This window comes from Pantoea dispersa (assembly GCF_019890955.1).
Lineage (GTDB): Bacteria > Pseudomonadota > Gammaproteobacteria > Enterobacterales > Enterobacteriaceae > Pantoea > Pantoea dispersa.
Window position 1 is genome coordinate 2222330 of sequence record NZ_CP082346.1, and the last position, 13379, is coordinate 2235708.

General features: G+C 59.1%; 16 protein-coding genes. 9 read left to right on the forward strand and 7 right to left on the reverse strand.

The features are described 5' to 3' along the window. Position 1: 1 nt before the first annotated feature. Positions 2 to 1123, reverse strand: a complete 1122-nt coding sequence (anmK, locus tag K7H94_RS10245; RefSeq protein WP_088515851.1) for an anhydro-N-acetylmuramic acid kinase — start codon at positions 1121 to 1123, stop codon at positions 2 to 4. A gap of 285 nt (positions 1124 to 1408) precedes the next feature. Here anmK and slyB point away from each other — a divergent pair, with 285 nt between their 5' ends. After that, complete coding sequence (gene slyB / locus K7H94_RS10250) at positions 1409 to 1876, forward strand: outer membrane lipoprotein SlyB (protein ID WP_021506204.1); 468 nt, start codon at positions 1409 to 1411, stop codon at positions 1874 to 1876. 41 nt (positions 1877 to 1917) lie between these two features. Here slyB and slyA read toward each other — a convergent pair whose 3' ends face one another. Beyond that, positions 1918 to 2355 (reverse strand): transcriptional regulator SlyA, encoded by a 438-nt coding sequence (gene slyA, locus K7H94_RS10255; RefSeq protein ID WP_010618966.1) that lies wholly within the window; start codon positions 2353 to 2355, stop codon positions 1918 to 1920. A gap of 150 nt (positions 2356 to 2505) precedes the next feature. Between slyA and K7H94_RS10260 the strand changes: the two genes are divergently transcribed. The 3 genes from K7H94_RS10260 to K7H94_RS10270 are packed head-to-tail and all read left to right on the forward strand — an operon-like array spanning position 2506 to position 5614. After that, positions 2506 to 2742, forward strand: coding sequence for a DUF1656 domain-containing protein (locus tag K7H94_RS10260; protein ID WP_021506205.1), 237 nt, complete (start codon positions 2506 to 2508; stop codon positions 2740 to 2742). 6 nt (positions 2743 to 2748) lie between these two features. Continuing rightward, positions 2749 to 3606: an efflux RND transporter periplasmic adaptor subunit gene (locus tag K7H94_RS10265; RefSeq protein WP_031279163.1), complete on the forward strand. Its 858-nt coding sequence runs from the start codon at positions 2749 to 2751 to the stop codon at positions 3604 to 3606. A gap of 7 nt (positions 3607 to 3613) precedes the next feature. After that, positions 3614 to 5614: an FUSC family protein gene (locus tag K7H94_RS10270; protein WP_215480252.1), complete on the forward strand. Its 2001-nt coding sequence runs from the start codon at positions 3614 to 3616 to the stop codon at positions 5612 to 5614. Here K7H94_RS10270 and K7H94_RS10275 read toward each other — a convergent pair whose 3' ends face one another. From K7H94_RS10275 to K7H94_RS10290, 4 genes are all read right to left on the reverse strand, one after another. Continuing rightward, positions 5615 to 6082, reverse strand: coding sequence for a hypothetical protein (locus K7H94_RS10275; protein ID WP_222950999.1), 468 nt, complete (start codon positions 6080 to 6082; stop codon positions 5615 to 5617). It abuts the gene before it with no gap. Positions 6083 to 6210: 128 nt separating this feature from the next. Beyond that, positions 6211 to 6729 (reverse strand): superoxide dismutase family protein, encoded by a 519-nt coding sequence (gene sodC / locus K7H94_RS10280; RefSeq protein WP_021506209.1) that lies wholly within the window; start codon positions 6727 to 6729, stop codon positions 6211 to 6213. A gap of 81 nt (positions 6730 to 6810) precedes the next feature. Beyond that, positions 6811 to 7707 carry an aldo/keto reductase gene (locus K7H94_RS10285; protein WP_021506210.1) on the reverse strand — a complete coding sequence of 299 codons (897 nt, stop codon included), beginning with the start codon at positions 7705 to 7707 and terminating at the stop codon, positions 6811 to 6813. A gap of 65 nt (positions 7708 to 7772) precedes the next feature. Then, on the reverse strand, positions 7773 to 8012 hold the full coding sequence (locus tag K7H94_RS10290) for a DUF1289 domain-containing protein (RefSeq protein WP_021506211.1): 240 nt from the start codon (positions 8010 to 8012) through the stop codon (positions 7773 to 7775). A gap of 220 nt (positions 8013 to 8232) precedes the next feature. Between K7H94_RS10290 and eptA the strand changes: the two genes are divergently transcribed. The 5 genes from eptA to rnt all read left to right on the forward strand — a co-directional run bounded on the left by eptA (position 8233) and on the right by rnt (position 12939). Beyond that, positions 8233 to 9870, forward strand: coding sequence for a phosphoethanolamine transferase EptA (gene eptA / locus K7H94_RS10295; protein WP_222951000.1), 1638 nt, complete (start codon positions 8233 to 8235; stop codon positions 9868 to 9870). A 39-nt stretch (positions 9871 to 9909) separates the two neighbouring features. Then, the gene (locus tag K7H94_RS10300; RefSeq protein WP_031279165.1) at positions 9910 to 10506 is read left to right on the forward strand and encodes a TetR/AcrR family transcriptional regulator; all 597 of its coding nucleotides are present in this window, start codon (positions 9910 to 9912) and stop codon (positions 10504 to 10506) included. A gap of 49 nt (positions 10507 to 10555) precedes the next feature. Further along, entirely contained in the window at positions 10556 to 11653 is a 1098-nt protein-coding gene (gene nemA / locus K7H94_RS10305) for an alkene reductase (RefSeq protein WP_222951001.1), read from the forward strand. A 101-nt stretch (positions 11654 to 11754) separates the two neighbouring features. Then, the gene (gene gloA, locus K7H94_RS10310) at positions 11755 to 12162 is read left to right on the forward strand and encodes a lactoylglutathione lyase (protein ID WP_021314698.1); all 408 of its coding nucleotides are present in this window, start codon (positions 11755 to 11757) and stop codon (positions 12160 to 12162) included. A gap of 108 nt (positions 12163 to 12270) precedes the next feature. Further along, the gene (gene rnt, locus K7H94_RS10315) at positions 12271 to 12939 is read left to right on the forward strand and encodes a ribonuclease T (protein WP_021506216.1); all 669 of its coding nucleotides are present in this window, start codon (positions 12271 to 12273) and stop codon (positions 12937 to 12939) included. A gap of 53 nt (positions 12940 to 12992) precedes the next feature. Here rnt and K7H94_RS10320 read toward each other — a convergent pair whose 3' ends face one another. Next, complete coding sequence (locus tag K7H94_RS10320; protein WP_021506217.1) at positions 12993 to 13325, reverse strand: Grx4 family monothiol glutaredoxin; 333 nt, start codon at positions 13323 to 13325, stop codon at positions 12993 to 12995. Positions 13326 to 13379 lie beyond the last annotated feature (54 nt).

Consider the following 13379-nt stretch of genomic DNA (forward strand, 5'->3'; position numbering starts at 1 on the left):
CTTAACGTATTGCGTGGGGATTGGCGGGATAGATGGCACCCAGCACGCTCATTTCGCGCGCGCCGGTTACCGCCGGCAGATTGCCCGGCAGCCCGGACAGGGTGCGGAACGCCAGCCAGGCAAAGGCCAGCGCCTCCATATCATCACCGCTGATACCGGCCTGATCGGTGGTGCCCACTTCAGTGCCAGACAAATGCGCGGCCAGCCGCGCCATCAGCAGCGGATTGCGACTGCCGCCGCCGCACACCAGCAGACGATCGCAGCCATCGTTGAGCTGTACCTGATGGGCGATGGTCAGCGCGGTCAGCTCGCACAGCGTTGCCTGCACATCCTGCGGGGCCAGCGCCGGGAAGCGCTGCAGCTGCTGTTCCACCCAGCCCAGGTTGAAGTATTCCCGACCGGTGCTTTTGGGTGGCGGCAGCGCAAACCACGGATCGCCGAGCATCTGCTCCAGCAGCGCGGGCACGACCTGGCCACTGCGCGCCCAGCCGGCATCTTTATCAAACGGCAGGCCTTTGTGGCGCCAGATCCACGCATCCATCAGCATATTACCTGGTCCGGTATCAAAGCCACGCACCGGCTGACCGGGTATCAGCAGCGACAGATTGGCGATGCCGCCAATATTCAGCACCATGCGCCGTTCAACGCTGTCCATCAGCAACGCCTGGTGAAAAGCCGGTACCAGCGGCGCGCCCTGGCCGCCCAGCGCCATGTCGCGGCGGCGAAAATCGCCCACCACCGTGACGCCGGTCGCGGCAGCGATCTGGTTATTGTCGCCAATTTGCAGCGTATTCGGTGCCGCCGACTGCGGCTCGTGCCACACCGTCTGGCCGTGGCAGCCAATCGCCATGATATCGCTGGCCTCCAGCGCCTGCTGCTGCATCAGCGTCAGTACGGCTTCCGCAAATAGCTGGCCGAGCCGGGTATCAAGCTGACCGAGCTGCGACAGCGTCAGCGTCTGTCCCTGACAAATTTCCAGCACCTGCTGACGCAGCGCCAGCGGGATGGGATGGCAGTAGCTGGCCTGTTGCGCCACCATATGCTGGTCGATCGCGGCCAGCACGACGTCTACGCCGTCCAGGCTGGTGCCGGACATCACGCCGATATAGCGTCCTGATTTCATAGCGCTTCCTTACCCGTTTGCGGGCCTGCAATGCATCTGTGTTTAGCCTGGCAAATTACCGGGGCTAATTCTATGATAAATTTCCGCTTTTCAACTGCGCTGCGACACGCATTCCGGCAGCAAACTATTTTCATCCGGCAATTGAATTTTTGTTGATGGGCGGTGGTCTATGCTTCGGCCCAGCCGCATATTGTTCGGACATCGCGTCAATTGACCATTTTCTGACTTATACTGTTGCAGTACAGGACGAGAATATGGCGTTTTTTTGCATTAAGGAGCTTTCTCATGATTAAGCGTTTCGTAGCCGTAGCCCTGGCGGGTATTACGCTGGCTGGCTGTGTTAATAACGATACCCTTTCCGGCGATGTTTACAGCGCCAGCGAAGCCAAGCAGGTTCAAAGCGTTTCATACGGTACGCTGGTCTCCGTGCGTCCGGTAAAAATTCAGGGCGGCGATGACAGTAATGTGATCGGTGCTATTGGTGGTGCGGTGCTGGGTGGTTTCCTCGGTAACACCATCGGCGGCGGCGCGGGGCGCAGTCTGGCAACAGCCGGCGGTGCGGTACTGGGCGGCGTAGCCGGTCAGGGCGTGCAGGGTGCGCTCAACAAATCTGACGGCGTAGAGCTGGAGATCCGTAAGGATGACGGCAATACCATTATGGTGGTGCAGAAGCAGTCCGCCAGCCGTTACTCGGTCGGCCAGCGCGTGGTGATGGCCTCCAACGGCAGCCAGGTCACCGTCTCTCCGCGCTAAGCGCACAGATAAAAAAAACCGACGCCAGTGCGTCGGTTTTTTTATTTCTCGCGGTTCTGCAACTCGAGAATGTTTTTTTCCAGCCGGGCAATCAGCGTCACCATCTGATTGATCTCTTCGAGACTGATGCCGGAGAGGATGTCGTCACGCGTCGCGTCGATCACGTTTTCGACCTGCTCAATGATCGGCTCAGCCTGACGGGTCAGCTTGATGCGCTTGGCGCGGCGATCGTTAGCGCAGGTGGCGCGGGTGATGAGCCCCTTCTCTTCCAGCTGATCCAGCGTACGCACCAGCGACGGCTGCTCAATACCGATGGCTTTCGCCAGCTGAATCTGCGACTGCTCTGGCGGGAGTTGATGAATATTGTGCAACGTCACCCAGTGGGTTTGTGTCAACTCAAGCGGCTTCAGACGCTGGTCGATCAACGCGCGCCAGATGCGCACCAGGCGAGACAGATCTGTTCCAAGCGGCGTATCCATTTCATCTCCTTATAATTAGCTTGCTAGCTATCAAGCCAGATTTTACACTATTCTGCGAGTTTACAGGACAAATTACAAATCCCGGGCCAGACGGCACGCCCGCTGTCTACACTTGATTTAACCGTGCCCGGGTAAAAAGGATGATGCCACGTGTCAATCTTCGCGCTCACCGCGACGGCGCCGCTGACCGATCTGGTGTTCGGTGCCTCACTGTTCTTCCCGCCGCTGTTCAAAGCGGTGCTGCTGGGCTTCTTTTTCTGGCTGCTGATTCATCCGCTGCTGCGCGGCTGGATCTACTCCGGCGATGTCTGGCACCCCACCTTAATGGATCTCTCACTGTTTGTTCTGTGCGTGAGCGGCGCACTGTGGATACTGAGCCTCGGATAAATCACCATGAAATTCAACCCCTTTAAGTACTTTTCTACCCTTGTGGTGTTTACCCTGGCGCTGCTCGCAGGCTGGTGGATGTGGAACTACTACATGCAGGCCCCGTGGACGCGCGATGGCAAAGTGCGCGCTGAACTGGTGGACGTGACGCCCGAGGTCTCCGGCCGTATCAGCACGCTGGCCGTGCGCGACAATCAGTTCGTGCATAAAGGCGAGGTGCTGCTGACGCTCGATCCGGTGCCGTGGCAGATTGCGCTGGCCAATGCGCAGGCCCAGCTGGCGAAGGCGCAGGCCGACCTCGCCAAAGCGCAGCATGAGGCGGATCGCCGTGCCAGCCTGCCGCGTAACGTGATCTCCGCTGAAGATATGGACGCGGCGCGCCTCAACGCGAATGCGGCGGCCGCCACAGCGAAAGCCGCACAGGCGATGCTCGATCAGGCGCGCTGGAACCTGCAGCAAACCACGGTGACGGCACCGACCGACGGCTGGGTCAGTAACCTGACGCTGCGTGCCGGCAATTACGCGACCGCTGGTACGCCACTGTTCGCGCTGGTCGACAGCCACTCTTACTATGTGATGGGCTATTTCGAAGAGACCAAACTGCGCCATATCCAGCCCGGCGCGGCGGCGCAAATCGTGCTGTATAGCAACGGCGCACGACTGCAGGGCCAGGTGGAGAGCATCGGGCGCGCCATTTACGATCAAAGCATCGCCAGCGACGGCGGTCTGGTGCCTGATATCAAACCCAACGTGCCCTGGGTCAGGCTGGCGCAGCGCGTCCCGGTGCGTATCCGGCTAAACGCGGTACCGGAAAATGTGCCGCTGGTGGCCGGTACCACCTGCACCATCTCTGTCGCGCACTGAGGCCGGCATGAATCTGCAGTGGCTGGCCTGGCACAATCTGCCGTGGATAAAGGCAACCGGCGGCGAGTGGCGCTATGCGTTGCGTAATGCAATCGCGATGTGTCTGGCGCTCACCCTGGCGTATGCGCTGCAGCTGGATCAGCCTTACTGGGCCATGACGTCCGCCGCGGTGGTGAGTTTTCCCACCGTCGGCGGCGCCATCAGCAAAAGCCTGGGCCGCATCGTCGGCAGCCTGCTCGGTGCCAGCGCCGCGCTGCTGATTGCCGGCCATACGCTCAACGAACCGTGGCTGTTTGCCTTTTTCATGGCCGGCTGGCTGGCGCTCTGCACCTGGGTCGCCAGCCATTTTCAAAACAATGTGGCCTACGCCTTTTCACTGGCCGGTTACACCGCCGCGATTATCGCCTTCAGCAGCGTCAACGTTAGCGACGTCAGCCAGCTGTGGGACATCACCCAGGCGCGCGTGTGCGAAGTGATCGTCGGGATTCTCTGTGCCGGACTGATGATGATGATCCTGCCCAGCACCTCGGACGGCAGCGCGCTGATGCTATCGCTGCGCCAGATGCACACCCGCCTGCTTGACCACGCGGTGCTGCTGTTGCAGCAGAGCAGCACGGAAAATGTGCGCACCGCCCACGAAACGGTGATCAGCCAAATCCTTACCATGAATCTGCTGCGCATTCAGGCCTTCTGGAGCCACTATCGCTTCCGCCGGCAAAATAACGTGCTTAACTACGTGCTGCATCAGCAGCTGCGCCTGACCAGCGTGCTCTCCAGCCTGCGTCGCATGCTGCTTAACTGGCCCGACGCGCCGCCGGCGCTGTACAGCGCAATGCAACAGCTGCTGCACGAACTGGCGCAGCCGCAGTGTGATAAATACCGGCTGGCGCAGATTCTGCGCAGCATCACGCCGGACGTGCACGGTGATTTCCGCCAGCGTGCTTTTGTCCAGCGGCTGCGCTACTTCTGCTGGGTGTGGCTGAATGTGGAGCGCTGGATTCGCCTGATCGAGCGCGCCGACGCTGACACCCGTTTCCAGCCGCCGTACGCCCCGGCACTGGCACGTGCCAGCGATAGTGCCGAAGCTGGCTGGAGTGCGCTGCGCACGTTTAGCGTGATCATGCTGGGCTGCGCGTTCTGGATTGGGACCCAGTGGGACGCTGGCGCTGCCGCGCTGACGCTTACCGCTATTGCCTGCGTGCTCTACTCGTCATCGCCTTCGCCCGGCGGCAGCGTGTCGCTGCTGCTGAAAACGCTGCTGTGGCTGTCGCTGTTCAGCTTTGTGCTGCAGTTTGGTCTGATGGTACAAATCAGCGCGCTGTGGCAGTTTTTGCTGCTGCTGTTCCCGCTGCTGCTGACGCTGCAACTGTTTAAGCTGCAACAGAAGCAACGCGCCGCGCTGTGGGGCCAGTTTATTGTGTTTATGGGATCATTTATCGCGGTAAGTAATCCGCCAGACTGGGATTTCCAGAGCTTCCTTAACGATAACCTGGCAAAAGTGTGTGGTGTCCTGCTGGCGTGGCTGGCGTTTCAGGTGTTACAGCCGGGTTCTGATGCGCGCCGCAGCCGGCGCCATATCCGGGCGCTGCGCCACGCTTTTCTCGATCAGCTACGTCGCCAGCCGCGCCTGAGTGAAAGCCGGTTTGAATCGCAGATTTATCATCACATCAGCCAGCTGAGCCACAGCCGTGATGAGCAGGCGCGCCTGTGGCTGCTGCGCTGGGGCGTGGTGCTGCTGAACTGTTCGCACATTGTCTGGCAGCTGCGCGCCTGGCAACCCCGCTCACCGGCGCTGGCGCAGCTGCGCGACAGTAGTCTGCAGGACTTGCAGCGCATTATGAGTTTGCGCGGTGTGCGTCACGACTCGCTGCAGACCGCGCTGGATACGCTGCAGCAGGCCATTGATCAGCTTCAGGGGCAGCCGGAGAGCGACGCGAATACCCTGGCGGGTATTTTGTGGCGCCTGCGCTGTTCGCTGGCGCAGCTGCGTCAGGCGGTGCCGGATTGATCATTCACAGTACTGGGTAAACTGCCGATTAAAGTCATCGTGCAGCTGTTGCAGGGTCTTCTGCCCTTCAAAGCGGGTTTTATCCTGCTCGGACATCGGTTCGATCACCAGCGCTTTCTCGTCCGACGAGTAGATAAAGCGCCGTGCCAGCGTGCTGCCGGTAAAACTGGTGCCCTGAATGCCGCCGCACACCACGGTGATGCTGTGACGGCGGATTTCGGTATGGGTGAAATTGGTTTCGGTGGCGCTGCGCAGGACGTTCTGACAGCCTTTGGCTTGCAGCCGCTGCAGGGTATGCTGCGTCAGCCATTCGCGGCCGCGGGCAATATTTTCACAACTGGCGCGCAGCGGATTGGTATCTATATCGCGCTGCAGCTGACGGCTGGCCTCCAGTCGCAGCTGGGTATCATTCGGGCGATCGCAGCCCACCAGCGCTAAACACAACAGCAAAATCCCATGCGTTTTCATGCCTGCCCCTGAGCGGTTCTGTTCCTGAATCAACATCATAGGATGGAATGTTGCCGCTGAGTAGCAGGAAAATGGGTCAGAATTTTTCTGCGCGGCGGCGGCGGGTCAGGCCCGTCGCCGCCCGGTACTCAGATCACGCCGCAGGCCAGACGTGCCCCGCCACCGCCAAGCGGTTGCGGATGGTCAGCATGATTATCGCCGCCGACGTGCACCATCAACGCTTTGCCTTTGATCTCGCTTAGCGATTTCAGACGAGGCGCCACCACGGGATAGCTGGCTTTGCCGTCGTCGGTGACATACAGCGCGGGCAAATCGCCGAGGTGACCGTCAGCGTACGGACCGAGGTGCTTGCCGCTGTTGTGCGGATCGAGGTGACCGCCCGCCGCGCCGGCCGCCACGGTTTTGCCGGCGGATTCGCCGGGCTCACAGCTGCCTTTGGCGTGGACGTGGAAGCCGTGAATGCCGGGTTTCAGCCCGCTCAGCGCCGGCGCGAACTGCAGGCCATACGGGGTTTCGCTGATGGTCACCTTACCGATCGACTCACCGATACCCTGCGCCGTCACCTGATGCAGCGTCACGTCTTCTGACGCCGCGTGTGCACCGGCAGCACACACCAGCGTCAGCACGGCCATAATGGTTTTTTTCATAACGTCTCCTTACGGTTCAGATTCCCTCTAAGCCTGGACCGCTTTTGCCCAGGCTGCCGTAGTTTGACGCAGATTTACGCTTCAGGGCACATCGTAGCCGAGTGCCGCCTTGCGAATGCGGAACCACTGCTGGCGATCCAGCGTCAGTTCACAGGCTTTCACCGCGTCGCTCACGCGCGCAGTTTTACCGGAACCGATAATCGGCAGCGGACGACTGGGCAGCTTCATTACCCAGGCATAGACCACCTGCTCGATATTGCTGGCACCGATCTCCTGACGCACCTGTTCCAGCTCATCGCGCAGCGGCTGGTAGTGCGGATCGTTAAACAGGCGGCCGCCACCGAGGCACGACCACGCCATCGGGCGCATACGCGTCTGCTGGCACTGGTCGAGCGTGCCGTCGAGCAGCGCCGACTGCTCCAGCGGTGAGATTTCCAGCTGATTGGTGACCAGGCTAAACGGCAGACGGGATTGCAACAGCGTGAACTGCGCAGCGGTAAAGTTGGACACGCCAAAATAACGCACCTTGCCACTCTGATGCAGCTGCAGGAAGGCGTCGGCGATTTCATCCGCATCCATTAACGGATCCGGACGGTGAATCAACAGCAGATCGAGATAATCGGTGGCAAAGTGGCGCAGCGAATTTTCCGCACTGTGCAGGATGTGGCTGGCTTCGGTGATGTAGTGACCGATTTTATGCTCGGGTTTCGCGCGGGTGGCAATGCCGCACTTGGTGACGATTTGCAACTGCTGGCGCAGCTGCGGTGCCAGGCGCAGCGCTTCGCCGAACGCGGCTTCACAGCGATAGTCGCCATAGATGTCGGCGTGGTCAACGGTGGTGATGCCCAATGCCAGATGATGCTCAATAAACTGCACCAGCTGCTGCGGCGTCATGCCCCACTCCATCAGCCGCCAGTAACCGGCAATCAGCGGCGAAAAAGCGGGTCCCTGCGGGGCAATAGCGTGCGGTTGTAACATGGTTAAACTCCCTTCTGCGCAATAGTGAAAGCGCGAGTATAACCAAATGCGCACGGCGCGTTTTCTTAAAACAGCTCCGGTTGCTGTGGATCAGGATTTTCATCCACTTTTTGCTGACGCTGCAGGCGCAACAGGCGCTGACGACACAGGCGCAGCACCTCGCGTTTTTGCGCATCGCTGAATTTCATCCAGTTGAAACGCTCCTCCCGGCTGCGCAGACAGCCACGGCAATAGCCGCGCGCATCGCTCTGGCAGATACCGCGACAGGGGCTCGGAACCGGAAAAAACTCTAATTGCTCAGCCACATCACCTCCGCAATGAACCTATCCACTCTTATTGATAACAGCTTAGTGACATAGTGCAAGGCATAAACCGTTATTACTGGTACTGTACACGGCGACAACCACGCCAGCTTCCGTCACCGTGGCAATAGTCAGGGAATCAATCAGGTAAGGAGACGCGGTTAAGGTTTTCCTCATCTTCAATTCATACGATTGTCATATTCCGTTATTCCGATGAGTCTCCATGAAACTGATCTCTAAGTTACAGTGTCACGACAACAGTTTTAATTTACTGGCCGCGTTGTTCTTTGCCTTTGTCCTCAATGCCCTGTTTTTACTGCGCGCGTGGGAAATTATCCCCTACATCCGCGTGCATGATTATCTGTTCGCCGCCAGCATGCCGGTGGTGCTGGTCGCGGCGTTTTATCTGCTCTTCTCGCTACTGGCCTGGCCGTGGATACGCAAACCACTGCTGATTGTGCTGATTCTCGCCAGCGCCGCCGCCAACTACTTTATGCACAGCTTTGGTACGGTCATCGACACCAACATGATCGAAAACGTGTTTGAGTCGAATGCGCAGGAAACCGGCGCGCTGATGAGCCGCAACTATGTCATCTGGATGTTGCTGATGGGCATTCTTCCGGTCGCGCTGGTGTGCAGCGTCCGTATCAGCAATCGCCAGCGCTGGTGGTGGAACCTGCTGCAGCGCCTCGCCAGTGCGCTCGGTGCCGTACTGGTGATTCTGCTGATGGCCGTGCTGTTCTACAAAGACTACGCTTCGCTGATCCGCAATAACAAAGGCCTGGTGAAGATGATCACCCCTGCCAATATTGTCAGTAGCACCGGCCATTATGTCGATCAGCGTTATCTGCAGGGCAGCCAGGCGCTGGTAAAGATTGGCGAAGATGCGAAGAAAGGACCGCTAATCACCGCCGAGCCGAAGAAGACGCTGGTGGTGCTGGTGGTGGGCGAAACTGCGCGCGCGGAGAACTTCTCCCTCGGCGGCTATGCGCGCGACACCAACCCACAGCTGAAAAAGCAGCAGGTGATTTATTATCCCAACGCCAGCTCCTGCGGCACGGAAACCGCCATTTCGGTGCCGTGCATGTTCTCGAATATGCCGCGCGAGCATTATGACGCGAACCTCGCCCATCATCAGGAAGGCGTGCTGGATGTGCTGGCCCATGCCGGAGTCAGCGTGCTGTGGCGCGAAAACGACGGCGGCTGCAAGGGTGCCTGCGACCGCGTGCCGCATACCGATATGACGCAGTGGCAGCTGCCACAGTACTGCCACGATGGCTTCTGCCTCGATGACGTCCTGCTGCATCGCTTTGATAACTATGTCGACAGCCTGCACAATGACGGCATCATCGTACTGCACCAGATGGGCAGCCACGGTCCGGCTTACTTTAAGCGCTATCCGGCCGCGTTCCAGCGCTTTACGCCCACCTGCGACAGCAATCAGATACAGGATTGCGATCACCAGGCGCTGGTCAACACCTACGATAACTCGCTGCTGTATACCGACGATATGCTGAGTCGCACCATCGATAAGCTGAAGGGCCTGAGCGATCGCTTTAACGTGGCGCTGGTATACCTGTCCGACCATGGCGAATCGCTGGGCGAACACGGCATGTATCTGCACGGTGCGCCGTACCTGTTTGCGCCGTCGCAGCAGACGCACATCCCGCTGCTGCTGTGGATGTCGCCGGGCTACGCCGCGGCGTATCACATTGATCAGGCCTGTCTGCGCCAGCAGGCGGCAGAGACAGCGGTGTCGCAGGATAATCTGTTCCACACGGTGCTCGGCCTGTTCAACATCCAGACGCAGCAGTATCAGCCGCAGCTGGATATGATCAAATCGTGCCAGAATCGTGTCTGAGGATTGCATTAGACCGACTGGTCTAATACTCTGCCTGCCATGAACAAGACAGTGCAACGCAACGAAACCCGTGAACATCTGCTCGCCACCGGCGAGCAGGTCTGCCTGCAGCGCGGTTTCACCGGCATGGGGTTGAGCGAAATGCTGGCGCTGGCGGAAGTGCCGAAAGGCTCGTTTTACCACTACTTCCGCTCAAAAGAAGCGTTTGGTGTGGCGCTGCTTGAGCGCTACTTCGTCAATTATCAGCAGCAGGTTGAACAGCAGCTGACCCAGCCCGGCGTTACTGCGCGCGAACGCTTACTGCAGCATTTTCGCTACGCGGAACGGCTGTTTATCGAGCAGGGTCACATCGTCGGCTGTCTGGGCGTTAAGCTTTCCGGCGAAGTGTGCGATCTGTCAGAACCGATGCGCGATGCGCTGCAGCGCGGTGCCACGGCCATTACGGCGGCTTACGCACGCTGTCTGACGGAGGTCGCAGCCGAACAGCCGCTGCCCTATGGACAAAGCCCGCAGCAGCTGGCGCAACGCTGTTATCTGCTGTGGCTGGGTGCCAGCCTGCAGAGCAAGATTTCACGTGAGCCCGGGCCGATTAGCCTGGCGCTCGACACCATCGAACAGTGGCTTAATCACCGCTGATTTTTAAAAACGGCAATTTCTAGACGACCGGTCTATTACAGGAGTCATCATGGCGAGTAAACAGCTGTTCACCCCGCTGAAAGTGGGCGCGATTACCGTACCTAACCGTGTCTTTATGGCGCCGCTGACGCGTCTGCGCAGCATTGAACCGGGCGATATTCCTACCCCGCTGATGGCGGAGTATTATCAGCAGCGCGCCAGCGCCGGTCTGATCATTACCGAAGCCACCCAGGTTTCGTTCCAGGCGAAAGGCTACGCTGGTGCGCCGGGTTTGCACACCGCGGAGCAGATTGCTGCGTGGAAAATGATTAACGAAGGCATTCACGCCGCGCACGGTCATAGCGCCGTTCAGCTGTGGCACACCGGCCGCATCTCGCATAATAGCGTGCAGCCGGATGGCAAAGCGCCGGTCGCACCGTCCGCGATCGCCGCTGGCACCCGCACCTCGCTGCGCGCCGCCGACGGCAGCGTGTATCGCGAAGATACCTCCATGCCGCGTGAACTGAGCGTGGCAGAAATTCAGCAGATCGTTAAAGACTTCGGTCAGGCGGCAGCCAATGCGCGTGAAGCAGATTTTGATCTGCTGGAACTGCACTCTGCGCACGGCTATCTGATGCATCAGTTCCTCGCACCGGGTTCTAACCAGCGTACCGATGAATACGGCGGTTCGATTGAGAAGCGCGGCCGTTTCGCGCTGGAAGTGGTCGATGCGGCAATTGCTAACTGGTCAGCCGATCGCATCGGTATCCGCATCTCGCCAATCGGCGCCTTCCAGAATCTGGAAAACGGTCCGGATGAAGAAGAAGCGGCACTGTGGTATATCAGCGAACTGGGCAAGCGCGGCCTCGCCTACCTGCACCTGTCTGAGCCAGACTGGGCGGGCGGTAAGCCTTACACCGATGAGTTCCGCCAGAAAGTGCGTGCCGCCTTCCCGGGCGTGATTATCGGTGCCGGTGCCTACACCGTGGAAAAAGCGGACGATCTGATTGCGCGTGGCCTGATTGACGCGGTGGCCTTTGGCCGTGACTTCATCGCCAACCCGGACCTGGTAGCGCGCCTGCAGCAGGATGCACCGCTTAACTCGCAGCGTCCGGAGAGCTTCTACGGCGGCGGCGCGGAAGGTTACACCGACTACCCGACACTGTAAGTCAAACGCGGCCGCAGCGGATGTGCGGTCGCGTGCTTTCTTCAGGGCATTCCCTCGCTATACTAAGCGGGTTCCCTGATGACTTTTAAAAAGAGGATGTTATGCGTTTACTTCACACTATGTTACGCGTTGGCGATCTGCAGCGCTCCATCGATTTTTACACCCGCGTGCTGGGCATGCGCGTGCTGCGTCAGAGCGAAAACACCGAATACAAATACACCCTGGCTTTCGTGGGTTACACCGAAGAGAGCGAAGGTGCGGTCATTGAGCTGACCTACAACTGGGGCGTGGATAAATACGACCTCGGCAATGCCTACGGCCACATCGCGCTGGGCGTGGATGATGTCGCGGCGACCTGCGACCGCATCCGTCAGGCGGGCGGTAACGTCACGCGTGAAGCCGGCCCGGTCAAAGGCGGCAGCACCATCATCGCTTTCGTGGAAGATCCGGACGGCTACAAAATCGAGCTGATCGAAAACAAACACGCCGGTCACGGCCTCGGCAACTAATGCCGTTAGTCAGCCTGCTAATTTGCGGGCTGACTTCCCTCTCCTGCTGCACCCTGCGCCGATTTTTGCCATAATGCGCGCTGCCCCATTTCCTGCAATGAGATCCTGATGTCTGAATCGAACGCCTTAAACGCTCTCCATCAACGCTTCCGTGGTTTTTATCCTGTGGTGATTGACGTTGAAACCGCCGGTTTTAATGCGCAAACCGATGCGCTGCTGGAAATCGCCGCCACCACGTTAAAAATGGATGAGGATGGCTGGCTGCACCGCGATGAAACCCTGCATTTCCACGTGGAGCCGTTCGAAGGGGCGATTCTCAATCCCGAAGCGCTGGCGTTTACCGGCATCGACCCCAGCAATCCGCTGCGCGGCGCGGTGAGTGAATATGAGGCGCTGCACGCCATTTTCAAAATGGTGCGCAAAGGTACCAAAGACAGTGGCTGTAACCGGGCGATTATCGTGGCGCACAATGCCACCTTTGATCATAATTTTCTGATGGCGGCAGCAGAGCGCACCGGCATGAAGCGTAACCCGTTCCACCCGTTCGCCACCTTTGACACCGCCGCGCTGAGCGGGCTGGTGCTGGGACAAACGGTGCTGGCGAAGGCCTGTAAAGCGGCGGGAATAGATTTTGACAGCACTCAGGCGCACTCGGCACTGTACGATACCGAACAGACCGCCACGCTGTTTTGCGAACTGGTGAATCGCTGGAAACGCCTCGGCGGCTGGCCGCTGGCGGTGAGTGAAGAGCCGGCCGAAGACGATGCCTCAGCCTGAGGCCCGTCAGACCGCAGCCAAAAAAAAGGCCGACACTGCTGTCGGCCTTTTTCTTATTCTGCTTCTTTGTGCTTCTCAGCGGTCTCTTTGATCAGCGGTTGCAGTTCGCCGCGCTGGAACATCTCAACGATGATGTCACAGCCGCCGACCAGCTCGCCATCCACCCACAGCTGCGGGAAAGTTGGCCAGTTGGCGTATTTAGGTAACTCAGCGCGGATATCCGGATTTTGCAGAATGTCTACGTACGCAAAGCGCTCCCCACAGGCAGACAGCGCCTGTACCGCCTGCGCAGAGAAACCGCAGCTTGGCAGTTTCGGCGAACCTTTCATGTACAGCAGGATCGGGTTTTCTGCGATCTGGCGCTGAATTTTTTCAACAGTACTCATTTTTGCCTTCCTTAATCCTTCACTTCGTGTTTGTTTATTGTAGCGACTTCGCCC